The 23932-nt window shown below is 71.1% G+C and carries 12 protein-coding genes; 8 read left to right on the forward strand and 4 right to left on the reverse strand.

Features of this window, described 5'->3' with window-relative positions:
• Positions 1 to 7 precede the first annotated feature (7 nt).
• The 4 genes from ACQP2Y_RS36525 to ACQP2Y_RS36540 all read left to right on the forward strand — a co-directional run bounded on the left by ACQP2Y_RS36525 (position 8) and on the right by ACQP2Y_RS36540 (position 9816).
• The gene (locus ACQP2Y_RS36525) at positions 8 to 1618 is read left to right on the forward strand and encodes a glycoside hydrolase family 13 protein (RefSeq protein WP_433720717.1); all 1611 of its coding nucleotides are present in this window, start codon (positions 8 to 10) and stop codon (positions 1616 to 1618) included.
• A 42-nt stretch (positions 1619 to 1660) separates the two neighbouring features.
• The gene (locus ACQP2Y_RS36530) at positions 1661 to 4414 is read left to right on the forward strand and encodes a discoidin domain-containing protein (protein ID WP_433720719.1); all 2754 of its coding nucleotides are present in this window, start codon (positions 1661 to 1663) and stop codon (positions 4412 to 4414) included.
• Positions 4415 to 4485: 71 nt separating this feature from the next.
• Entirely contained in the window at positions 4486 to 8313 is a 3828-nt protein-coding gene (locus ACQP2Y_RS36535) for a galactose-binding domain-containing protein (RefSeq protein WP_433720721.1), read from the forward strand.
• Positions 8314 to 8385: 72 nt separating this feature from the next.
• The gene (locus ACQP2Y_RS36540) at positions 8386 to 9816 is read left to right on the forward strand and encodes a serine hydrolase domain-containing protein (protein WP_433720723.1); all 1431 of its coding nucleotides are present in this window, start codon (positions 8386 to 8388) and stop codon (positions 9814 to 9816) included.
• Between the two features lie 22 nt (positions 9817 to 9838).
• Here ACQP2Y_RS36540 and ACQP2Y_RS36545 read toward each other — a convergent pair whose 3' ends face one another.
• From ACQP2Y_RS36545 to ppdK, 4 genes are all read right to left on the reverse strand, one after another.
• The gene (locus ACQP2Y_RS36545) at positions 9839 to 10060 is read right to left on the reverse strand and encodes a hypothetical protein (RefSeq protein ID WP_433732193.1); all 222 of its coding nucleotides are present in this window, start codon (positions 10058 to 10060) and stop codon (positions 9839 to 9841) included.
• Between the two features lie 113 nt (positions 10061 to 10173).
• Entirely contained in the window at positions 10174 to 12288 is a 2115-nt protein-coding gene (locus ACQP2Y_RS36550) for a SulP family inorganic anion transporter (protein WP_433720724.1), read from the reverse strand.
• 128 nt (positions 12289 to 12416) lie between these two features.
• The gene (locus ACQP2Y_RS36555) at positions 12417 to 13109 is read right to left on the reverse strand and encodes an SDR family NAD(P)-dependent oxidoreductase (RefSeq protein WP_433720725.1); all 693 of its coding nucleotides are present in this window, start codon (positions 13107 to 13109) and stop codon (positions 12417 to 12419) included.
• A gap of 27 nt (positions 13110 to 13136) precedes the next feature.
• Positions 13137 to 15824: a pyruvate, phosphate dikinase gene (ppdK, locus tag ACQP2Y_RS36560; RefSeq protein WP_433732195.1), complete on the reverse strand. Its 2688-nt coding sequence runs from the start codon at positions 15822 to 15824 to the stop codon at positions 13137 to 13139.
• Positions 15825 to 16167: 343 nt separating this feature from the next.
• Between ppdK and ACQP2Y_RS36565 the strand changes: the two genes are divergently transcribed.
• The 4 genes from ACQP2Y_RS36565 to ACQP2Y_RS36580 all read left to right on the forward strand — a co-directional run bounded on the left by ACQP2Y_RS36565 (position 16168) and on the right by ACQP2Y_RS36580 (position 23898).
• The gene (locus ACQP2Y_RS36565; protein WP_433720727.1) at positions 16168 to 18762 is read left to right on the forward strand and encodes a glutamate--cysteine ligase; all 2595 of its coding nucleotides are present in this window, start codon (positions 16168 to 16170) and stop codon (positions 18760 to 18762) included.
• A gap of 112 nt (positions 18763 to 18874) precedes the next feature.
• Positions 18875 to 20647, forward strand: coding sequence for an N-acetylglutaminylglutamine amidotransferase (locus ACQP2Y_RS36570; protein WP_433720728.1), 1773 nt, complete (start codon positions 18875 to 18877; stop codon positions 20645 to 20647).
• Positions 20648 to 20667: 20 nt separating this feature from the next.
• Positions 20668 to 22449 (forward strand): S9 family peptidase, encoded by a 1782-nt coding sequence (locus ACQP2Y_RS36575; RefSeq protein ID WP_433720729.1) that lies wholly within the window; start codon positions 20668 to 20670, stop codon positions 22447 to 22449.
• Between the two features lie 123 nt (positions 22450 to 22572).
• On the forward strand, positions 22573 to 23898 hold the full coding sequence (locus ACQP2Y_RS36580; RefSeq protein ID WP_433720730.1) for an MFS transporter: 1326 nt from the start codon (positions 22573 to 22575) through the stop codon (positions 23896 to 23898).
• Positions 23899 to 23932 lie beyond the last annotated feature (34 nt).

The following is a 23932-nucleotide window of genomic DNA, read 5'->3' on the forward strand; positions in this document are numbered from 1 at the left end:
GGTCATCGTGGCTAATTCCGACCAGGATCCCTGGTGGCGGGACGCCGTCATCTACCAGGTGTACCCGCGCAGCTTCGCCGACAGCGACGGCGACGGCATCGGGGACATCGACGGGATCCGCGCTCGCCTGGGCCACCTGTCGGACCTCGGCGTGGACGCGATCTGGATGAGCCCGTGGTACCCGTCCCCGATGGCCGACGCCGGCTACGACGTGGCCGACTTCCGCGACATCGACCCAGTCTTCGGCACGCTGGCCGGCGCCGAGGCGCTGATCACCGAGGCGCACGCCGCCGGCATCCGGATGATCGTCGACATCGTGCCCAACCACATCTCCAGCGAGCACGTGTGGTTCAAGAAGGCGCTGGCCGACCCGGGCGCTCCGGAGCGGGAGCTGTTCTGGTTCCGGCCCGGGCGCGGACCGGCCGGCGACGAGATGCCCACCGACTGGGTCGGCGAGTTCGGCGGCAGCACCTGGACCCGCACCACGAACCCGGACGGCACTCCCGGCGACTGGTACCTGCACCTGTTCACCCCGGAGCAGCCCGACCTCAACTGGGAGCACCCGGCGGTGCGCGCCGAGTTCGAGGACATCCTGCGGTTCTGGTTCGACCGCGGCGTGGACGGCATCCGGATCGACTCGGCCGCCCTTCTCCTCAAGGACCGGGACCTGCCGGCCGTGGTCGAGGGCCGGCCGCACCCGTTCCACGACCTGGACGAGGTGCACGACGTCTACCGGGCCTGGCGCCGGATCTCGGACAGCTACCCGGACCGGGCGCTGATCGGTGAGGTGTGGATGCCGGAGGTCGACCGGTTCGCCAACTACCTGCGGCCGGACGAGCTGCACGCGGCGTTCAACTTCGACTTCCTCGGCTGCGCGTGGGAGCCCGGGCTGATGCGCGAGTGCATCGACCGGACCCTGGACGCGCACCGGGCGATCGGCGCCCCGGCCACCTGGGTGCTGTCCAACCACGACGTCACCCGGCACGTCACCCGGTACGGCCGCCAGATGACCACCTTCAGCTTCGAGAACAACCTCGACGGCAGCCCGGTCGACCTGGAGCTCGGCACCCGGCGGGCCCGTGCCGCCGCGCTGCTGTCGCTGTCCCTGCCCGGCGCCACCTACGTCTACCAGGGCGAGGAACTGGGCCTCTGGGAGAACGAGAACATCCCGGTGGAGCAGCTCCAGGACCCGATGTGGGCCCGCCGCGGCCACAGCCGGGACGGCTGCCGCGTGCCGTTGCCGTGGAGCGGTGACGAGCCGCCCTTCGGCTTCTCCACCGCGTCGCCGTGGCTGCCGCAGCCGCCGGAGTGGAAGGACCGCACGGTCCAGGCCCAGACCGGCGACCCGAGCTCGATGCTGGAGCTCTACCGCGGCGCGATCAAGCTGCGCCGGGCCGAGCCGGGTCTGCACACCGCGGACATGGCCTGGCTGAGCGTCGCCCCCGGGGTGCTCGCCTACACCCGGGGACCTGAGTTCGCCTGTGTCCTCAACATGTCCGACGTCGCGGTCGCGCTGCCGGACCACCACCGATGCCTGCTCGCGAGCGGTCCGCTCGACGGTGACCTCCTCCCCCGGGACACCGCCGTCTGGCTGCACCTGCGCACCGAAAGGAAGTAAGCACCACCGAGGGGGCTTGGCCACCTGATGAAAGGGATCCCCATGGCCAACCGCACCGCCTACCTGTCCCTCGCGATACTCACCGCGGCGTCCGCTGTCACCGCCGTCATCGCCGGGGCGGCCTCCCCGGCCGCCGCGGCGGGACTGTCCCCCTTCGACATCCCCGGTCGCGGTGCCACCGTGCCGTTCACCGAGATCGAGGCGGAGAACGCCGCCACCACCGGCACGAGGACCGGCACCAGCCGCTACTACGGGCAGCTGTCCTCCGAGGCGTCCGGCCGCGAGGCCGTCACCCTGGACAATGCCGGCGAGTACGTCGAGTTCACCCTGACCAAGCCGGCCAACGCGGTGACCTTCCGCTACAGCCTGCCCGACGGCAACAACGGCGCCGGCCGGGACGCGACCATCGACGTCCGGGTCGGCAACGCGGTCGTCCGGACCGTGCCGGTGACCTCGAAGTACAGCTGGTTCTACGGCGGCTACCCGTTCAACAACAACCCGGGTGACAGCAACCCGCACCACTTCTACGACGAGGCCCGGACCATGTTCGGGACCACGTACGCGGCCGGCACCAAGGTACGGCTCCAGGTCAGCTCCACCGCGCAGTCGCCCAGCTTCACCATCGACCTGGCCGACTTCGAGAACGTCCCGGACCCGATCGGCAAACCGGCCGGCGCGGTCGACGCCGTGGCGCAATTTGGTGCGGACCCGACCGGGGCCACCGACTCCACGGCGAAAATCCAGGCAGCCGTCAACGCCGGTGGCACCGTCTACCTCCCGCCGGGCAACTACACGCTGCACAGCCACGTCATCGTCGACCGGGTCAACCTGGTCGGCGCCGGTCCCTGGTACACGGTGCTCGGGGGCCGGCACCCCACCCAGCGCAACCTGGCCGCCGGCATCTACGGCAAGTTCAACGGCCAGGGCGGACCCAGCCAGAACGTGACGGTCAAGGACCTGGCGATCATCGGCGACATCCGGGAACGGGTCGACGACGATCAAGTCAACGCGTTCGGCGGGGCGATGTCCAACTCGACCATCGACAACGTGTGGATGCAGCACACCAAGGTCGGTGCCTGGATGGACGGGCCGATGGACCGGTTCACCATCAAGAACAGCCGGATCCTGGACCAGACGGCCGACGGCGTGAACTTCCACATCGGCGTCACCAACTCCACGGTCACCAACACCTTCGTCCGCAACACCGGCGACGACGGGCTGGCCATGTGGGCCGAGCGGGTCCCGAACGTGGGCAACTCCTTCACCCGCAACACCGTGGTCGCGCCGATCCTGGCCAACAACCTGGTCAGCTACGGCGGCCGGGACATCGTGATGACCGACAACGTCGTCTCGGACACGGTGACCAACGGCGGCGGCATCCACGTCGCCAACCGCTACCCCGGCGTGAACGGCGCGACCGGCGTGCAGGGCACCTGGACGCTGGCCCGCAACACCCTGATCCGGGCCGGCAACTCCGACTACAACTGGAACTTCGGGGTCGGGGCGATCTGGTTCTCCGCGCTCAACGAGGCGTTCCAGAACCCGACGATCAACATCACCGACACCGACATCCTGGACAGCTCGTACGCGGCGCTGATGTGGATCGAGGGCCAGACCAACGGCATCCACTTCGACAACGTGAACATCCAGGGCGCGGGCACGTACGCGCTGCAGGTGCAGGCGTCCAGTCAGGTGAGCTTCAACAACGTCCGGGCGAGCGGCATCGCCCAGCCCAAGCCCATGCACAACTGCGTCGGCTCCGGCTTCCAGATCACCCGGACCGGCACCAACACCGGCTGGTACACCGACGCCCCGGACTGCGGCCTGTGGCCGGCCCCGCAGTGGGGCAACACCACCACGCCGCCGACCACTCCCCCGACGACCCCGCCGACCACCCCGCCCACGACGCCTCCGGCCACCGGGAACCTGGCGCAGGGCAAGGCTGTCACCACCTCCAGCACCTCCGGCGGATTCACCGGGGCCAACGCGGTCGACGGCAACGCGGCCACGTACTGGGAGAGTGCCAACGGTTCCTTCCCGCAGACGTACACGGTGGATCTGGGCTCCTCGCAGGCCGTCGGCCGGCTGGTTCTGAAACTGCCACCCGGCTGGGAGTCCCGCTCCCAGACCATCGCCGTGGCGGGTTCCACCGACGGGTCGTCCTACTCGTCGCTGGTCGGCGCGACGGGCTACTCCTTCAACCCGACTGCGACGATCACCCTGCCCGCGGGGAGCCGTCGCTACCTGCGCCTGACCTTCTCCGCCAACACAGGGTGGCCGGCTGCGCAGCTGTCGGAACTGGAGGCCTACGCGAGCGGTGGCACGACCACGCCGCCGCCGACCACGCCGCCGCCCACCACGACCCCGCCGGCTCCGACCGGGAACCTGGCCGCCGGCCGGCCGGTCACCGCGAGCAGCCAGGCGGACGTCTACACGCCCGCCAACACCGTGGACGGCAACGCGAACACCTACTGGGAGAGCAGCAGCAACGCCTTCCCGCAGTCGCTGACGGTGGACCTGGGCCAGGCCCGCTCGGTCTCCCGGGTGGTGCTCAAGCTGCCGCCCGCGGCCGCCTGGGCCACCCGGACCCAGACCCTGTCCGTGCTGGGCTCGGCCGACGGCTCGTCCTACAGCACCGTCAAGGCATCCGCCGGGTACACGTTCAACCCGTCCTCCGGTAACACCGCGACCGTCGCCTTCCCCGCGACCTCGCAGCGCTACCTGCGGCTGACGTTCACCGGCAACACCGGCTGGCCCGCGGGCCAGATCTCCGAGTTCGAGGCCTACACCTCGTAGCGAGCCGGGGAGGGCGGGACCCACCGAGCCCGCCCTCCCCGATCCCCCACCCAAGAAGGGCGCGCTCCCACATGTCCAGAGTCAGAAAGCTGCTAGCCGCCGCCATAGCCACCACCCTGATCCAGCTCGTCCTGCCCGCCTCCTCCGCCGCCGCGGCCGGCCCGAACCTGGCCGCCGGCAAGACGTTCACCGCCAGCAGCGTCGCCGACGTGTACGGCGCCGGCAACGCGGGCGACGGCAACGCGAACACGTACTGGGAGAGCCAGAACAACGCCTTCCCGCAGTGGTTGCAGGTGGACCTGGGCGCGTCCGTCAGCGTCAACCAGGCCGTCCTCAAGCTGCCGCCGGCCGCCGCCTGGCAGACCCGTACGCAGACCCTCACCGTGCAGGGCAGCACCACCGGCTCCGCCTTCGCCGATCTCAAGGCGAGCGCCGGCTACACCTTCAACCCGGCCTCGGGCAACACCGTGACCATCGACTTCGGCGCGGCCACCGCCCGCTACCTGCGGCTGAGCATCACCGGCAACTCCGGCTGGCCGGCCGGTCAGATCAGCGAGCTCGAGGTGTACGGGCCCACGGCCGGTGACACCCAGGCGCCCTCCGCACCCGGCGGACTGGCCTTGAGCCAGCCGGCGAGCGGGCAGATCCGGCTCACCTGGAACGCGTCCACCGACAACGTGGGCGTGACCGGCTACGAGGTCTACGCCAACGGCACCCTGCGCACCACCGTGGCCGGCAACGTGCTGACCTATCTGGACAACCAGCCCGACAGCGCCACGGTCGCGTACTACGTGCGGGCCCGGGACGCGGCCGGCAACGCGTCCGGCAACAGCAACACGGTCACCCGTACCGGGCAGGGCGGGGACAACACCGCGCCGTCCACGCCGGGTACGCTGTCCTACACCCAGCCGGCCGCCGGGCAGATCCGGCTCGCCTGGGGCGCGTCCAGCGACAACGTCGGCGTGACCGGCTACAACGTCTACGCCAACGGCGCGCTGAAGACGACCGTCACCGGGCTCACCTACACCGACAGCCAGCCCGAGAGCGCGACGGTGTCGTACTACGTCAAGGCGCGCGACGCGGCCGGCAACGAGTCGGCGGCGAGCAACACGGTGACCCGTACCGGAACGGTGACCAACGGGACCAACCTGGCGGTGGGCAAGCCGATCGAGGCGTCCTCGTCGATCTTCACCTTCGTGGCCGCCAACGCCAACGACAACGACACCGCCACCTACTGGGAGGGCAGCGCGTACCCGGCGAACCTGACCGTCAAGCTGGGCGCCAACGCCACCACCCAGTCCGTGGTAGTCAAGCTCAACCCCGACACCGCATGGGGCACCCGGCAGCAGACCTTCTCGGTCCAGGGACGCGAGCAGAGCGCCACCGGCTTCACCACGCTCGTCGGCTCAGCGACGTACACCTTCAACCCGGGCTCCGGCAACACGGTGACCGTGCCGGTGAGCGCGACCGCCGCGGACATCCGGCTCAGCTTCACCGCCAACACCGGCGCGCCGAGCGGCCAGGTCGCGGAGTTCCAGGTGATCGGCAACCCGGCACCGAACCCGGACCTCACGGTGACGGGCCTGTCGGCCTCGCCGGCCTCGCCGGTCGAGACCGACACGGTGACCCTGTCGGCCACCGTGCGCAACGCGGGCACCGCGGCCAGCCCGGCCAGCAACGTCAACTTCTACCTGGGTACGGCCAAGGTCGGCACCTCGAACGTGGGCGCCCTCGCGGCCGGAGCCTCGGCCACGGTCACGGCGGCCATCGGCGCGCGCAACGCCGGCACCTACGTCGTCAGCGCCAAGGTCGACGAGGCCAACACGGTCGTCGAGCAGAACGACGCGAACAACTCCTACACCAGCCCCACGAACCTGGTGGTGGCCCCGGTCAGCAGCTCGGACCTGGTCGCCTCCGTGGTGAGCTGGTCGCCGGGCAACCCGTCCGCGGGCCAGACGGTCACCTTCTCCGTGACGATCAAGAACGAGGGCACCCAGGCCTCGGCCGCCGGCGCGCACGGGGTCACCGTCACCGTGCTCTCCGACTCGGGCGCCACGATCAGGACGCTGACCGGCTCGTACTCGGGCACCCTGGCGGCCGGCGCGTCCTCGCCGGCGATCAACCTGGGCACTTGGACCGCCGTCAACGGCAAGTACACCGTGCGGACCGTGCTCGCCGACGACGGCAACGAACTGCCGGTCAAGCGGGCCAACAACACCAGCGAGAAGCCGTTCTTCGTCGGTCGCGGCGCCAACATGCCGTACGACATGTACGAGGCCGAGGACGGCCAGACCGGGGGCGGTGCCGCCGTGGTCGGCCCGAACCGTACCGTCGGTGACCTGGCCGGTGAGGCGTCCGGCCGCAAGGCCGTCACGCTCAACTCGACCGGCAGCTACGTGCAGTGGACGACCCGGGCCAGCACCAACACGCTGGTGGCCCGCTTCTCCATCCCGGACAACACCACCAGCTCGATCAACGTCTACGTCAACGGCACGCTGAACAAGACCCTGCCGCTCACCTCGAAGTACGCGTGGCTCTACGGCAACGAAACAGCACCGCAGAACTCCGGCTCGGGCCCGCGCCACATCTACGACGAGGCGAACATCATGCTGGCCGGCACGGTGGCCGCCGGCAGCGTCATCAAGCTGCAGAAGGACTCCGGCAACGGCGGCAACATCGCGATCGACTTCATCAACACCGAGCAGGTCGCGCCGGTTGCCAACCCGAACCCGGCGACGTACGTGGTGCCGGCCGGCTTCGACCAGCAGTCGGTGCAGGCGGCGTTCGACGCGGCCCGGATGGACAGCGGCAAGACCGGCGTCTACCTGCCCGCCGGTGACTACCAGACCTCGAACAAGTTCCAGGTGTACGGCAAGGCGATCCAGGTCGTCGGGGCCGGCCCCTGGTACACGAGGTTCCGCACGCCTGAAAATCAGACCGAGACCGACGCCGGGTTCCGCGCCGAGGCCTCGGCCAACGGCTCGACGTTCAAGAACTTCGCGTTCTTCGGCAACTACACGATCCGCCAGGACGGCCCGGGCAAGGTCTTCGACCTGTCCAACGTCTCCAACATCACCATCGACAACATCTGGGCCGAGCACACGGTCTGCCTCTACTGGGGCGCGAACACCGACCGCATGACGATCAAGAACTCGCGGATCCGCAACCTGTTCGCCGACGGCGTCAACATGACCAACGGCAGCACCGACAACCTGGTCGACAACAACGACGCGCGGGCCACCGGCGACGACAGCTTCGCGCTGTTCTCGGCGATCGACGCGGGCGGCTCCGACGAGATCAACAACGTCTACTCCAACCTGTCCAGCACGCTGACCTGGCGCGCCGCGGGCATCGCGGTCTACGGCGGCTACGCCAACACCTTCAAGAACATCTACATCGCGGACACCCTGGTCTACTCGGGCATCACGATCAGCTCGCTGGACTTCGGCTACCCGATGAACGGCTTCGGCGCCGACCCGCCGACCGTGTTCGACAACATCTCGATCGTCCGGGCGGGCGGCCACTTCTGGGGCGCCCAGGTGTTCCCGGCGATCTGGATCTTCTCCGCGTCGAAGGTCTTCCAGGGCATCCGGGTGAGCAACGTCGACATCGTCGACCCCACCTACTCGGGCATCATGTTCCAGACCAACTACACGTGCCCGACCTGCCCGCAGAACCCGATCAAGGACACCGTCTTCACCAACGTCTCGATCACCGGGGCGCAGAAGAGCGGTGACGCGTACGACGCCAAGTCCGGCTACGGCATCTGGGCCAACCCGATGCCGGAGAGCGGGCAGGGGCCGGCGGTCGGCTCGGCCACCTTCACCAACCTGCGCCTGAGCAACAATTTCAAGGACATCGAGAACCCGACCAGCACGTTCACCATCGTCCGCAACTAGCCACCGCGGCGAGAGGGGGCCCGCACCGATAATGGTGCGGGCCTCACGCGTACGCCTTGTTAGGGTGCCCCGGTGCCCGCTCACCGCCCGCTGTTGCCACGCTCGACGCCGGCCGCGTCGGGGGTGTCGTCCCGCGCGATCGGCGCGCTGCTGGACCGGTTCGAGGCGCGCTCCGTCGAGGTGCACTCCATCATGGTGGTGCGGCACGGTCACGTCGTCGCCGAGGGCTGGTGGGTGCCGTACGCGGCCGACCGCCCGCACCTGCTCTACTCGCTGACCAAGTCGTTCACCTCGGTCGCCGTGGGGCTCGCGATCGCCGACGGGCTGCTCTCGCTCGACGACCGGGTGGTGGACGTGCTGCCCGATCACGTGCCGGCCGGCCTCGGCGAGCAGGGTCGCCGGCTCACCGTGCACCACCTGCTGTCCATGACCACCGGGCACACCATGGACAGCCTCACCGAGGCCTGGGAGCTGGAGCCGGGCGACCTGGTCAAGGGCTTCCTGCGCGTGCCCTTCCCGGAGCCTGAGGGGAGCCGGCACGCCTACGACAACGCGACCACCGGCGTCCTGGCCCGGATCGTGGAGCGGGTCACCGGCCGGGGCCTGCCGGAGCTGCTCGACGAGCGTCTCTTCCACCCGATGGGCATCGAGCACGCCGAGTGGGACCGGTTGGCCGGTGGCGCCGCCTTCGGCTTTCACGGGCTGCATCTCACGACCGAGGCCGTCGCCGCGTTCGGCCAGGTGCTGCTGCACGGAGGCGCCTGGGGCGACCAGCAGCTGATCCCGCGCGCCTGGGTCGACCTCGCGACCAGCCGGCACATCGCGACCCAGCAGGATCCGGAACTCCTGCCCAATCCCGACGGACTGGCCGGGTACGGCTACCAGTTCTGGATGTCGCGGCACGGTTACCGCGGTGAAGGCGCCTACGGCCAACTGTGCGTGGTCGTCCCGGCCCACGATCTCGTGGTCGCTGTGACCGGCGGCGGCGACCCCCACCAGGAGATGCCCGGCGCCCTGTGGGAGCTGCTCCTGCCCGGCCTGGACAACCCGGGAAGCGCCCGGGACGACGAGGTCCTAGCCGAGCGGCTGGGCCGGCTGTCGTTCCCGCCGCCGCGTGGTTCGGCCGATCCGTCCCGTTCCGCCACGGCCGACATCGACGCCTCGGCCGAGGGTTCGGCTCTGCTCGACGGCACCACGGTGACCGTCGAGCCGGTCGACGGCGGGTGGCATCTGCAGCTCGGACCTTCACTCAAGCTCGCGGCCGGTCACGGTGACTGGCGGGAGAGCTCGCCGCTCGGCCGTCCGGTCGTCGCCGCCGGCGCCTGGCAGGGCGACACGTTCGTCGCCGATCTCTTCGTCATCACCAGCCCGCACCGGGTCCGGCTGGTCCTCGACGCCGGCGCCGGCCTAGCCATCGCCACCTGGAGCACCGTGCCCCTGACCACCTCGGACCTGAGGTTGCACCTGCAGTCGCCGCTGATGACCCGGCCCGACGTCGCCTAGGACAGACCCCAGGCCGTCGGGCTCAGACGGTGCGGATGCGGCCGAGGCCGGCCAGGCGGACGAAGATCCGGCGCCGGGCCACCGCGCGGCCCCGGTTGTCGAGCTGGTAGCCGTCCAGCCAGACCCAGCCCGCGTACGTCGGCCGCGCGTCCACCGCGACCACCCGGAACGTGAAGCCGAGCCGCCCGGCGAACTGCACGCTCGCCGCCCGGCCGACGACCACCACGTCGCCGGCACTGACCATCCGCTCGAGAGCCGCCACGTCAGTCACCTCCGGGTGGGTGACGCCCCGATCAACTCTGTTCCGTCCCGGCCCGCAGCTCAATGGCCCGAACAGATGTGGCACAAAGTTGTCACTCAAAGTGCAGAAACCGGGCTCCGGACGCCGTCGGCCACGTTGTACATCCGGGCCTCGGCCAGGTCGAAGTAGAGGCCGGTGAGTTCCAGCCGGCCCTCGTCGACCGCCCGCCGCACGCTCGGGTACGTCCGCAGGTTCGCCAGTTGCCGTTCCACGTTGGCGGCGATGCACTCGTCCTCGTGGGCCCGGCCGGTGAGGTCCGTCCCGGCGGACGCCAGCCAGGAGCCCAGCGCTGTCTCCGGGCCCGCCGCGCCGTCCATCATCGCCCGCACCGCGCCGCAGCCGGAGTGCCCGCAGACGGTGATCGTCGCGACGCCGAGCACGTCCACGGCGTACTCGACGCCCGCGCCGATCGAGGAGTCGCCGGTCCCGTGGGCCGGGACGATGTTGCCGACGTTACGCAGGCAGAACAGGTCACCCGGCCCGCTGGTGGTGATCATGTTGGGCACCACCCGGGAGTCGGCGCAGGTGATGAACAGCTGTTCCGGGCGCTGACCCTCGCGGGCCAGCCCGGCCAGGTGCGGGCGGACCAGCGGGGCGACGCTGCGCTCGAACTCGTCGATGCCCGCCGCCATCGCGTCGCGGCGCTGCTCGTTCAGGGAGATCCACTGGGCCCAGGAGCCGAGGAAGCGGGGCAGCCGGCCGGGCTGGGAACGGTTGACGCCGAGCCGCCCGGAGGTGGCCCGGTGGAACCAGCTGTCGCGGACCTCCTCGATGTGCACCCGGCCGCCGCCGCGCTCGTAGGCGTCCCGCCAGTCCTGGATCGTCTCGAACGCGCCGTGGTCCAGGTAGTCCAGGTGCAGCTCCAGCTCGACGGACTCGCCGGGCGGCACCGCGGCGAGCTCCCGCGCGACCCGGCCGGAACCGATGAAGGCCAGCGTGCCGGTGATGACCACGAGCCACCGTCCCGGCGCGGGCGACGAGCGGTGGATCTCGCAGCGGGCCAGCCGGGCCAGCATCAGCAGCACCGCCGTGGCCATGCCCAGCGCCACCCCGGTGAGCAGGTCGGTGAAGATCACCCCGAGGGCGGTGACCAGGTAAGTGGGCAGCTCGCGGTGCCGCACGTACGCCTTGATCTGGGCCATGCTGACCAGCCGCAGCCCGACCACCACCAGCACCCCGGCCAGCGCGGAGAGCGGGATCTGTTCCAGCAGCCCGGCGAAGAGCAGCACGCAGACCGCGATCCAGCAACCGTGCAGCACGGCTGACGCCCGGGTCCGGGCACCGGCGGCGACGTTGGTGGAGCTGCGCACGATGACGCCGGTGACCGGCAGCCCGCCGAGCGCCCCGGACACGGTGTTGGCGGCGCCCTGGGCCAGCAGCTCACGGTTGAGGTCGGCCCGCTTGCCGGTGTGCAGCTTGTCCACGGCCACGGCGGACAGCAGCGACTCGACGCTGGCGACCAGCGCGATGGTCAGCACGATGCCGGCCACCCGCAGCGGCGGCGCGTCCGGCCAGCGGGGGAAGATCAGCTCGTCCAGCGGACGGTCCGGCAGGTCCACCCGGGCGATGTCCAGCCCGGCCAGCGCCGCGGTCGCGGTGGCCACAGCGACCGCGATCAGGGCGCCGGGCAGCAGCGAGATCTTCACGAAGCGCGGCCAGATCAGCAGGATGGCGATGGTCAGCACGCCGATGCCGATCGAGACGCCGTGGTTGCCGGCGATCTGGGCGGGCAGGTCACGCAGGTTGCGCCAGGCGGAGCTCTGCGGGTCCCCGCCCAGCACCACGTGCACCTGGCTGAGCGCGATGACGATGCCGATCCCGGCGAGCATGCCGTGCACCACGGCCGGGGAGAGCGCGAGCGCGGCCCGGCCCAGCCGGGACACGCCGAGCACGATCTGCACGAGTCCGGCGAGCGCCACCACCGCCGTCGTCCCGGCCCAGCCCAGCTCGGTCACGGCCCCCGCGACGATCACCGTGAGGCCGGCGGCCGGGCCGCTGACCTGCAACGGAGAGCCGCTGAGGGCGCCCGCGACGATGCCGCCGACCACCGCCGCGATCAGACCGGCGAGCAGCGGGGCCCCGGAGGCGGCGGCGATCCCGAGCGACAACGGAATGGCGATGAGGAAGACGACGACGGAGGCGGGTACGTCGTGTCGCAGCAAGGTGCGCATCGGCGCGATGGTCCCTTCCCGAATCTCTGCGAATAAGCTCGCAATTGGGGTATTTCGGGCCACCCTAGCGTCGCTGCGTGAACGCGCCGTTACAGATACCCACCCTGGGCCATACTCTCAGTCACTTCTCAGCGAGATCGCCGGGCGCGGACGCGGGCGATCGGTGCCGCCGCCCGCACGAGCAGGGCCATCCGCCGCGGGTACGAGACGACCGCCGGCCGGGTCCGCACGCAACGCATCAGCACCTCGACCGCCCGGTCCACCGTGATCATCATCGGCTTCACCGGCCCCTTGGCCATCTTGGTGTCGACGAAGCCGAACCGCACGGTGCTGACCGCCACCCCGCGCGGGCGCAAAGTCGCACCCAGCGCGAGCAGGTAGGCCGACATGCCCGCCTTCGACGCCGCATAGCCCGGAGCCTGTGGCGTGATGAGCGCGTCGGCGAGGCTGGACAGGCCGACGAGGTGCCCGCCGCCGGCCGCCAGCAGGTGCGGCACGACCACCTCGACCGTCCGGGCGACTCCGAGCAGGTTCACCTCGATGGCCCGGGTCTGCGCTCCGAGGTCGTCGAGGTCGAGCAGGTCACCGACCCCGGCGGCGTAGACGCACAGGTCGACGCGGCCCGCGGCGGTCAGCGCCCGGGTCAGTTCCTGCGGGTAGCCGGCGGCGGTGACATCGGCCGCCACGTGCACGTACCGGTCGTGCTCGATCGTGGCGGACCGCCGGGACAGACCGGTGACCGCCCAGCCGTCGCTGAGCAGTCGCCGGGTCAGCGCCAGTCCGATGCCGTCGGTGTTGCCGATGATGATCGCGTGTCGCACGGCCCGGGAGCCTACGCGCCGGCGGCGTCAGCGGCTGTCCGAATCCCCCGCGGTGATCGCCGCCCGGCCCGCTTCCAGCCGCGCGACCGGCACCCGGAACGGTGAGCAGGACACGTAGTCCAGGCCCACCTCGTGGAAGAAGTGCACCGACTCCGGGTCACCGCCGTGCTCGCCGCAGACGCCCAGCTTCAGGTCGGGACGTACCGCCCGGCCCTCCTCGGCCGCGATCCGGATCAGCCGGCCGACGCCGTCGCGGTCGATCGACTCGAACGGCGAGATGCCGAAGATGCCCAGCTCCAGGTAGCGCCAGAAGAACGCGCCCTCGACGTCGTCGCGGGAGAAGCCCCAGCCCATCTGGGTGAGGTCGTTGGTGCCGAAGGAGAAGAAGTCGGCCGCCTCGGCGATCTGCCCGGCGGTCAGCGCGGCCCGCGGCACCTCGATCATCGTGCCGATCAGCACCCGGACGCCGCTGCCGGCCACGACCTCGGCGACGATCTGCTCGCACTCGCGGCGGACCGTCTCCAGCTCCTGCACGGCGCCGACCAGCGGCACCATGATCTCGGGGTGCGGGTCCAGGCCCTCGCCGGCCAGCTGCACGGCGGCCTCGGTGATCGCCCGGACCTGCATCGCGAACAAGCCGGGAATGACCAGACCCAGGCGTACGCCGCGCAGGCCGAGCATCGGGTTCTGCTCGTGCATCCGGCGGACCGCGTCGAGCAGCTCGGCGTCCTCGGCGTGGTCCTCGCCGCGTTCGCGGGCCACGGCCACGTTGACCGCGAGCTCCTCCAGCGACGGCAGGAACTCGTGCAGCGGCGGGTCGATCAGCCGTACGGTCACCGGCAGCCCGTCCATGGCCCGGAACAGGTCCACGAAGTCCGCCCGCTGCAACGGCAGCAACGCGGCCAGCGCGTCCGCCCGCTCGCTGGGGGTCGCCGCCAGGATCAGCCGCTCGACCAGCTCGCGCCGGTCGCCGAGGAACATGTGCTCGGTCCGGCACAGGCCGATACCCTCGGCGCCGAAGCGCCGGGCCCGGGCCGCGTCGTCGGCGGTGTCGGCGTTGGTGCGCACGGCCAGGGCCCGAGTGGCGTCGGCGTGCGAGATGATCTGGTGGACGGCCTCGACCAGCGGATCGTCGACCTCTTCCGGGGTCAGCGTGCCCTCGAAGTACTGCACGACCTCGGACGGGCGGACCGGCACCGCGCCCAGGTAGACGCTGCCCGTGGTGCCGTCCACCGAGAGCACGTCCCCCTCGGCGACCGTCCGGCCGGCCACGGTGAAGCGGTCCGCGGTGATCTCCAGCGAGTCGGCGCCGCAGACGCAGGTGCGGCCCATCCCGCGGGCCACCACCGCGGCGTGGCTGGTCTTGCCGCCGCGGGCGGTGAGGATGCCCTGAGCGGCGATCATGCCGGACAGGTCCTCCGGGTTGGTCTCCCGGCGCACCAGGATGACCTGCTCACCGGCGGCCGCCAGCTCGACGGCCCGCGCCGCGCTGAAGACCGCCTTGCCGACTGCCGCACCCGGCGACGCACCGATGCCCTTGGTCAGCGCGACCGGTTCGGTCTCCAGGTCGAAACGGGGAAACATGAGCTGGGCGAGCTGCGCCCCGGAGACCCGGCGCAGCGCCTCGTCCAGATCGATCATGCCCTCGTTGACAAGCTGGGCGGCGATCCGGAACGCGGCGCCGGCGGTGCGCTTGCCGACCCGGGTCTGCAGCATCCACAGCTTGCCGCGCTCGATGGTGAACTCGATGTCGCACAGGTCCCGGTAGTGGCCCTCCAGCGTGGCCATGATCCCCAGCAGCTCCTCGTACGAGCGGGGGTCGAGGGTGGCCAGCTCCTGCAGCGGGACGGTGTTGCGGATACCGGCCACGACATCCTCACCCTGGGCGTTGGCCAGGTAGTCGCCGTAGATGCCCTGGGCGCCGCTGGCCGGGTCGCGGGTGAACGCCACGCCGGTGCCGGAGTCCGCGCCGAGGTTGCCGAAGACCATCGCGACCACGTTCACGGCCGTGCCCAGATCCGCCGGAATGCGTTCCTGGCGGCGGTAGAGAACCGCCCGGTCGGCATTCCAGGAACGGAACACGGCGGCCATCGCCAATTCCATCTGTTCGCGCGGATCCTGCGGGAAGTCGTAGCCGGTGTGCTTGGCGAAAATGTATTTGTAGCGATCCACCAGGGCCCGCAGATCATCGGCGTCCAGATGCAGATCATCGGTCGCGCCGCGGTTGTTCTTGGCCTCGTCCAGGGCCGCGGAGAATTCCTCGCCGGGTACGTCGCAGACCGTTTTGCCGAACATCTGGATCAGCCGGCGGTACGAGTCCCAGGCGAACCGGTCGTTGCCGCCGGCCTGAGCCGCGAGCCCGACCACGCTGGCGTCGTTGAGCCCGACGTTGAGCACCGTCTCCATCATGCCGGGCATCGAGAAGGCCGCCCCGGAACGCACCGAGACCAGCAGCGGATCGGCCGGGTCACCGAGCCGCCGGCCCATCGTGGACTCCAGCGCGGCAAGATGCTCGTCGATCTCCTCGGCCAGCCCGGCGGGGTTGCTGCCGGTGGCCAGGTAGGCCTGGCAGGCCCGGGTGGTGATCGTGAATCCGGCCGGCACCGGCAGGCCCAGGCGGGTCATCTCGGCCAGGTTCGCACCCTTGCCGCCGAGCAGCTCCTTGAGCCCCCGATGACCTTCCGCAAAATCGTAGACGTACTTCTCGCCGGCCATTGTCACGACTGCCTCCCCTGAGGTGATGCGTCATCGAACGCCTGCGCTCGAACGTTCGTTAATGGTGTCCGGAGAGTAGGGGTCGCGCCACCGGGCGCCATAGCACCGGTGAGTAATTGCACAAGCACAAGCGCGCTCGGGCTCAGTGAACCGGTTTTTCGCGCAGCCGCGAGCACGAACGCGCACGCCGGGCCGGGCTTGCGAGCATCGGGGCGTGGGCGGGCGAGCATCGGGGTGTCAGGATCGTCATGCTTGGTCGGCGCCGGAAATGGGCACGTCACAGGTTCGGTACATGAGCTGGCAAGGCTCCGGACAACGGACGAGGACATAGGCGGTCGCAGGCATGACGGAGTCACTCAGGGTCTCGGAGGACGACGGCGCCAAGGAGGCGGACAGCAGCACCGGCACCGAGCTCACCCTCGGTGTCGAGGAGGAGTTGCACGTCGTCGACCTCAAGACCCGGGAGCTCGTGCCCCGGGCCCCGGAGGTGCTCGACCAGCTCGACGAGGCGCATTTCTCGGCCGAGCTGCACCGGTCGGTGGTGGAGACCAACACCCCGGTGGCGGCCACGCTGGACGAGCTGCGCGACGGGATCGTGTCGCTGCGCCGCCGGGCCATCGGTGTCGCCGAGTCGCTCGGCCTCGGCCTGGTCGCCGCGGGCACGGTCCCGCTGGTCGACCTCGACTCCCTGCCGGTCACCCCCACCTCGCGGTACCGCCGGATGCTCGACGAATACCAGATGCTGGCCCGGGAGCAGCTCATCTGCGGCGCCCAGGTGCACGTCGGCATCCCCGACCGCGACGAGGCGGTGTCGATCGCCCAGCGGGTCGCCCCGGCCCTCCCGGTGCTGCTCGGGCTCTCCGCCAGCTCCCCGTACTGGATGGGTGAGGACAGCGGCTACGCCAGCGTCCGCTCGCTGGTCTGGCTGCGCTGGCCGACCGCCGGCGACAGCGGCGTGGTGACCTCGGCCGCCGACCACGACGCCCTGGTGGCCGACCTGATCGCCTCGGGCACGATCACCGACCCGAAGATGGTCTACTTCGACGTCCGGCCCTCGGCCCACCTGCCGACCGTGGAGCTGCGGGTCACCGACTCCAGCCCGGACGCCGACACCGTGGTGCTGCTGGCCGGCCTGTTCCGCGGGCTCGTGCTGCGGGCCCGGCAGGACTACCGCGCGGGCCGGCCGATCGAGGTGATCCGGCCACCGCTGCACCGCGCCGCGATGTGGCGGGCCGCCCGGTCCGGCCTGGAGGGCGACCTGCTCGACCTGCCCCGCTCGCCCGTACCGGTGCCCGCGGCGGTCGCCGTCGAGCGGCTCATCGCGGAGCTACGGCCCCAGCTGGAGGAGCTCGGCGACTGGGAGCAGGTGTTCGACCTGTCCGTGCAGGCGCTCAGCCGGGGCAGCTCCGCGGCCCGTCAGCGCCGCGCGATGACCCGCCGCGGCCGCATCTCCGACGTGGTCGACCTGGTCATCGCCGACACCCGGGGCGGCGCGACCGGCATCGGCCCGGACGGGCAGACCGTCCCGGCCGGGCTCACCCCGTACTCGGCGGCCGGCGACGAGGCGTTCCCCAACGGCGACGTCATGCCGGACTACCAGGGGATCGTCAACGTGCTCAGCGCGCTCGGCCCGGCCGGGCTGCGCCGCCGCGAGGACGCCAAGGACGACGAGCAGCGCGCCCGCGGCATCACCTTCAGCGTGGCCGGCGAGGCGGCGACCCGGCTCTTCCCGTTCGACCTGGTGCCCCGCCTGGTGCCCGCGGCCGACTGGCGGGAGCTGCGGCTCGGCCTGGTCCAGCGGGTCCGCGCGCTGGACGCGTTCGTCAACGACGTCTACACCGACCGCGTGGTGGTCAAGGACGGCATCGTGCCGGACTGGGTCATCGACGGCTCCCCGGAGCTGCGCCCCAGCGGCGCCCTGGTCAGCCGGCCGGGCGTCCGGGCCCAGGTGGCCGGCGTGGACCTGGTCCGCGACGGCGAGGGCAACTGGTGCGTGCTGGAGGACAACCTGCGGGTGCCCTCCGGCATCGGGTACGCGATGCAGAACCGCCGGCTCACCGAGAGCGTGCTGCCGGAACTGCCCCGCCCCGACGACCTGCTCAGCATCGAGGAGACCCCGCGGTTGCTGCTGCGGGCCCTGCTCGACGCGGCCGGCCCGGCGGCGGGCGACAACCCCGCGGTGGTGGTACTCAGCCAGGGCCCGGACGACTCGGCCTGGTTCGAGCACCGGATGCTGGCCGAGGAGATGGGCGTCCCGCTGGTCCGCAGCACCGAGCTGGTGGTCGACGAGGGCCGGGTGCACCGGGTCCGCAACGGCCGCAAGTATCCGGTCGACGTGATCTACCTGCGGATGGGCGAGGACAGCCTGGTGCACTCGCCCGGCGCGAACGGCATGCCGCTGGGCCCGAGCCTGGTCACCGCCCTGCACGCGGACACCGTGGTGCTGGCCAACGCGCTGGGCAACGGCATCGGCGACGACAAGGCCGTGTACGCGTACGTGCCCCGGCTGATCGAGTACTACCTGGGCGAGAAGCCGCTGCTGGCGGACGTGCCGACGTACCTGTGCGGCATCCCCGAGCAGCGTGAGCAGGTGCTCGGCCGGCTGGAGGAGCTGGTCTGCAAGCCGGTCGACGGCTACGGCGGCGACCGGATCGTGATCGGCCCGCACGCCTCGCCCGAGGACATCGCCGCCGTCCGCCGGCAGATCCGCACCGCGCCGCACCGCTGGGTGGCCCAGGAGGTCGTCGACCTTTCCACCCACCCGGTCTTCGACGGCCAGCAGCTCGCCCCGCGCCACGTCGACCTGCGCGCGTTCGTCTTCACCGGCAGCCAGTCGGTGGTCGCGCCGGCCGCGCTGACCCGGGTCGCGCCCGCCGGCAGCATGATCGTCAACTCGTCGCGCGGCGGCGGCTCCAAGGACACCTGGCTGTTCGGGTAAGGCTGGCTCTTCGGATAAGAGCGTTACTGGCGCGATACACAATCGAAACGGGAGCAGCACACCCTGGTCAATCTTGGGTGCGCCTCCTACTGCCCCCAAGGAGGTTCAGGCCATGTGTGGAATCGGCGGCGAACTGCGGTACGACGCCCAGGCAGCGGACGGCGACGCCGTCCGGCGGATGATGCCGTGCCTGCAGTCCCGCGGGCCCGACGGCGAGGGCCTCTGGCAGCGCGGCCCGATCGCGTTCGGGCACCGCCGGCTCAAGATCATCGACCTCTCCGAGGCCGGCTCCCAGCCGATGACCGACTCCCAGCTCGGCCTGACCCTGGTCTTCAACGGCTGCATCTACAACTACCAGCAGCTGCGCGACGAGCTGCGCGGCTACGGCTACACCTTCGTGTCCACCTCCGACACCGAGGTGATCCTCAAGGCGTACCACCGCTGGGGCGCCGACTGCGTGCAGCACTTCCTCGGCATGTTCGCCTTCGCCATCGCCGAGCACGCCACCGGCCGGGTCATGCTGGCCCGGGACCGCCTCGGCATCAAGCCGATGTACCTGGCCGAGACCCCCGGCCGGCTGCGCTTCGCGTCCACCCTGCCGGCCCTGCTGGCCGCCGGCGACGTCGACACCTCGATCGACAAGGTGGCCCTGCAGCACTACATGACCTTCCACTCGGTTGTGCCGGCGCCCCGCACGATGGTCAGCGGCATCCGCAAGCTGCCCCCGGCCACGGTCCGGATCATCGAGGCGGACGGCACGTCGGTCGAGCGCGTCTACTGGGAGGCCGACCACACCCGCACGCTGATCAAGTCGCGGGCCGAGTGGGCCGAGGCGATCCACGAGTCGCTGCGCACCGCCGTCGAACGCCGGATGGTCGCCGACGTGCCGGTCGGCGTGCTGCTCTCCGGCGGGCTCGACTCCAGCTACATCGTGGCGCTGCTGGCCGAGCAGGGGCAGCGCGGGCTGACCACCTTCAGCATCGGCTTCGAGTCGGCGGCCGGCGAGAGCGGCGACGAGTTCGCCTACTCCGACATCATCGCCAAGCAGTTCGACACCACGCACCACCAGATCCGGATCGGTAAGGACCGCTTCCTGCCCGCGGTGGCGCGCACGGTCGCCGCGATGAGCGAGCCCATGGTCAGCCACGACTGCATCGCCTTCAACCTGCTCAGCGAGGACGTCTCGCAGCAGGTCAAGGTCGTGCAGTCGGGGCAGGGCGCGGACGAGATCCTGGCCGGCTACAGCTGGTACCCGCCGCTGAAGGACGTGCCGCGCGAGCAGGCCGTGGACGCGTACGCCCGGGAGTTCTTCGACCGGCCGTACGCTGAGCTGGCCCGCCAGCTCTCCCCCGAGTGGCTGCTCGACACCGACGTCAGCCGCGAGTTCGTCGCGGCGAGCTTCGCCCGGCCCGGCGCCACCACGAGTGTCGACGCGGCGTTGCGGCTGGACTCCCAGGTCATGCTCGTCGACGATCCGGTCAAGCGGGTCGACAACATGACCATGGCGTGGGGGCTGGAGGCGCGCGTGCCGTTCCTCGACCACGAGCTCGTGGAGCTTGCCGCAGCCTGCCCGCCCGAGCTCAAATTGGCCCAGGGCGGCAAGGGCGTACTCAAGGACGCGGCCCGCGGCGTGGTGCCGGACGAGGTGATCGACCGGACCAAGGGCTACTTCCCGGTTCCCGGGATCCGGCACCTGGAAGGGCCGATGCTGGAGCTGGTCCGCGACGCGCTGCACGCACCGGCGGCCCGCGCGCGCGGACTGTTCCGACAGGAGTACGTTGACGCGCTGCTGGCCGACCCGAACACTGCTCGTACGACGCTCGGGGCGAACCAGTTGTGGCAGCTGGCGCTGCTCGAGATGTGGTTGCAGGACAAGGGGATCTAGCAAACCGAGGGAGGACCCGTATGACCGGTCAGCTGAACCGTGTCGACGTCACCGTGCTGCCCGTGGGGTGGCTGAATCGGCAGTCGGGAACCCTTCCTTCGGAAGTGTCCGGCAGCTGGTCGGGGGCGCTGTCGCCCGACGGCCGGCACGCCGCGTACGTCTCCGACCGCAGCGGCTCGCCCAAGGTGTGGGTGCAGCCGGTCGGCAGCGACCTGACCTTCCTCGTGGACACGGGTGAGCACCCCGTCGTCTCGGTGCAGTGGTCCACCGGCGGCGGGTGGCTCGCCTGCCTGATCGCTCCCGGCGGCGCGCCGCGCACCGAGGTGTGGCTGGTCCGCCCGGACGGCTCGGCGCTGCACCAGGTGGCCGGCTTCGGCGCGGACAGCGCGGACAACGTGCGCTGGCTGCCCGGGCGCCCGCTGCTCGCGGTCACCGAAAACCTCGAGACCACCCTGCTGGTGGACGCCGAGCACGGCACCCGCGAGGTCATCACCACCGGCGAGCTGGTGACGCTCTTCGACGTCTCCCCCGACCGCAGCCGGGCGCTGCTGCGCCACGGCCCGCGCAGCGGCCGCTACATCGTGGTGCGCGACCTGGCGACCGGCGTCGAGGAGTACGTGACTAGCGGCGAGCACGCCTGCTTCGGCCCCGACGGCGCGGTGTACGCCCGCAGCGACGCCGGCGAGCTCCCGGTGCTGATCCGGGTGGCCGACGGCAAGGCGGAGATCCTGGCGTCGTCGGAGACCGCCGAGGTCGAGTCGTTCGCGCTGACCGCGGACGGCCGGGCGATCGCGGTGCTCTGGAACGTCCGCGGCGGCGAGTCCGAGCTGACCGTGCTGCGCGGTGGCGACACGACGAAGGTCGAGCTGCCCGGGACCGTGGCCTCCGGGGTCTCCTGGTGCTTCGACGGCAGCACCCTGGCGTTCACCGCCGAGGGCCCGGGCCAGCCGCACGGCGTGTGGACGTACGACGGCGAACTGCACCCGGTCTCGATCGAGGAGCCGGCGCCGGACGCGGTCCGGCCGGTGCTGCACCGCTTCGCCTCGCACGACGGCCTGGAGATCAGCGGCTGGCTCTTCCGGCCGGCCGGGGCGGGCCCGCACCCGACGGTGCTGTGGTTGCACGGCGGCCCGGAGGCGCAGGAACGCCCGGGTCACGGCCCGCTGTTCCAGTCGCTGGTGGACCGCGGCATCGCGGTCTTCGCGCCCAACGTACGCGGCTCGTCCGGCTTCGGCCGCAGCTTCGTCAACGCCGACAACGGCTCCCTGCGTTACGCCGCGATCGGCGACGTCGCGGCCTGCGTGGGCTACCTGGTCGAGCAGGGCGTGGCGGATCCGGCGCGGGTCGGCTGCATGGGCCGCTCGTACGGCGGTTACCTGACGCTGGCGGCGCTGACGACGTACCCGTCGATGTTCGCCGTGGGCATCGACGTGTGCGGCATGTCGAACTTCGCGACCTTCTACGAGCACACCGAGCCGTGGATCGCAGCGGCGGCGGTGTCGAAGTACGGCGACCCGGTGGCCGACGCGGAGCTGCTGCGCGACCTGTCCCCGATCACGCACATCGACAAGCTCAGGACGCCGCTGATGATCGTGCACGGTGAGAACGACAGCAACGTGCCGGTGATCGAGGCCGAGCAGGTGGCGGCGGCCCTGGCCGAGCGCGGCGTCCCGCACAAGTACCTGCTCTTCCCCGGCGAGGGTCACGAGCTGCAGCACCGCACCTCCCGCGCGGAGTATCTGCGGGAGACGGTCGGCTGGCTCACCGCCCATCTCACCCCGGCGCCGGCGCTGCTCGGCTGACGCCGCGGAACCACCCGGTCGAGTGGCGTGACGGGTCCCACGTCCCTTTTGTGACCCGGATCGTTGTCGTACCCCCGCCCTCGGAGAAAGGGTGGGGGCACGCGATCGGATGGAGTTGTTGTCATGCTGGGCGGTGCCCGGGCCTGGGCGGTATGGGCCGTGGGGCTGTCGGCCTACGTGGTCGCGGTTCTGCACCGCACGTCCCTCGGCGTCGCCGGGCTGGACGCGCAGGTCCGTTTCGACATCGGCGCCGGCACGCTGGCCTCGTTCGCCGTCCTGCAGCTGCTGGTCTACGCCGGCCTGCAGGTGCCGGTGGGGGTGCTGCTGGACCGGTTCGGCTCGTTGCGGCTGGTGGTCGGCGGCGCCGTCATCATGGCGGCCGGCCAGGCGCTGATGGCGTTCTCCGACGGGATCACCGGGGCGGTCATTGCCCGGGTGCTGGTCGGGGCCGGCGACGCGATGACCTTCATCAGCGTGCTGCGCCTGGTGCCGCAATGGTTCCCCGGCCGGCGGGTGCCCGTGGTGACCCAGCTGACCGGCCTCGTCGGGCAGCTGGGGCAGGTGCTCAGCGCCGTACCGCTGGCGGCCCTGCTGGCCGGTCCGGGCTGGACCACCGCGTTCATCTCGGCGGCCGCCGCCGGGATCTTCGTGGCGGTCGTCGCGCTGGTTGCGCTGCACGACAGCCCGCAGCGCCGGGTCAGCTCGGGTGAGGCGCTCACGCTGCGCCAGCTCGGCAGCGACCTGGCGAGCGCGTGGCGGCATCCGGGCACCCGGCTCGGGTTGTGGACCCACTTCACCACCCAGTTCCCCGGCACGGTCTTCGCGTTGATCTGGGGCTATCCGTTCCTGGTGGCCGGGGAGGGGTTGTCGCGGGGCACGGCCAGCGTGCTGCTGACCGTGTTCGTGCTGACCGGCATGGCCGCCGGTCCGGTCGTCGGGGTGCTGGTGCAGCGGCATCCGCTGCGCCGCTCGTGGCTGGTGCTGGGCGTGATCGCGGCCAACGCGCTGGGCTGGGGCCTGATCATCGCCTGGCCGGGGCGGGCGCCGCTGGCCGTGCTGGTGGTGCTGGTGCTCGCGCTCGGCCTGGGCGGGCCCGGCTCGATGATCGGCTTCGAGTTCGCCCGCACGTTCAACCCGCCGAACAGGCTCGGCACCGCCACCGGCATCGTCAACGTGGGCGGCTTCGTCGCCTCGCTGGTGTCGATCCTGCTCGTCGGCCTGATACTGGACGCGCGCACCGGCGGACAGGCCACGTACGGCATCGCGGATTTCAAGGTCGCGATGTCGGTGCAGTATGCGATCGGCGCGATCGGCCTGATCGGCATCCTGCGCACCCGCAAGCTGGCCAGACAGCGCCTCGCCGACGAGCAAGGGCTGATCATCCGGCCGCTGCGGGAGGTGCTCGCCGAGAGGGGTTGGTTTAGCGGCGAGCGCATCGGTAAACATTGACGTTTTGCCCGCTTACAGCAGTTCGATGCGAGGA

Source organism: Actinoplanes sp. CA-051413, assembly GCF_050955795.1.
Classification (GTDB): Bacteria; Actinomycetota; Actinomycetes; order Mycobacteriales; family Micromonosporaceae; genus Actinoplanes.

Coding starts and splice junctions, on each gene's coding strand:
- ACQP2Y_RS36570 (WP_433720728.1), top strand. CDS start 18,875: ATGTGTGGAATCGGCGGCGAACTGCGGTACGACGCCCAGGCAGCGGAC.
- ACQP2Y_RS36530 (WP_433720719.1), top strand. CDS start 1,661: ATGGCCAACCGCACCGCCTACCTGTCCCTCGCGATACTCACCGCGGCG.
- ACQP2Y_RS36535 (WP_433720721.1), top strand. CDS start 4,486: ATGTCCAGAGTCAGAAAGCTGCTAGCCGCCGCCATAGCCACCACCCTG.
- ACQP2Y_RS36580 (WP_433720730.1), top strand. CDS start 22,573: ATGCTGGGCGGTGCCCGGGCCTGGGCGGTATGGGCCGTGGGGCTGTCG.
- ACQP2Y_RS36550 (WP_433720724.1), bottom strand. CDS start 12,288: ATGCGCACCTTGCTGCGACACGACGTACCCGCCTCCGTCGTCGTCTTC.
- ACQP2Y_RS36545 (WP_433732193.1), bottom strand. CDS start 10,060: ATGGTCAGTGCCGGCGACGTGGTGGTCGTCGGCCGGGCGGCGAGCGTG.
- ACQP2Y_RS36575 (WP_433720729.1), top strand. CDS start 20,668: ATGACCGGTCAGCTGAACCGTGTCGACGTCACCGTGCTGCCCGTGGGG.
- ppdK (WP_433732195.1), bottom strand. CDS start 15,824: ATGGCCGGCGAGAAGTACGTCTACGATTTTGCGGAAGGTCATCGGGGG.
- ACQP2Y_RS36565 (WP_433720727.1), top strand. CDS start 16,168: ATGACGGAGTCACTCAGGGTCTCGGAGGACGACGGCGCCAAGGAGGCG.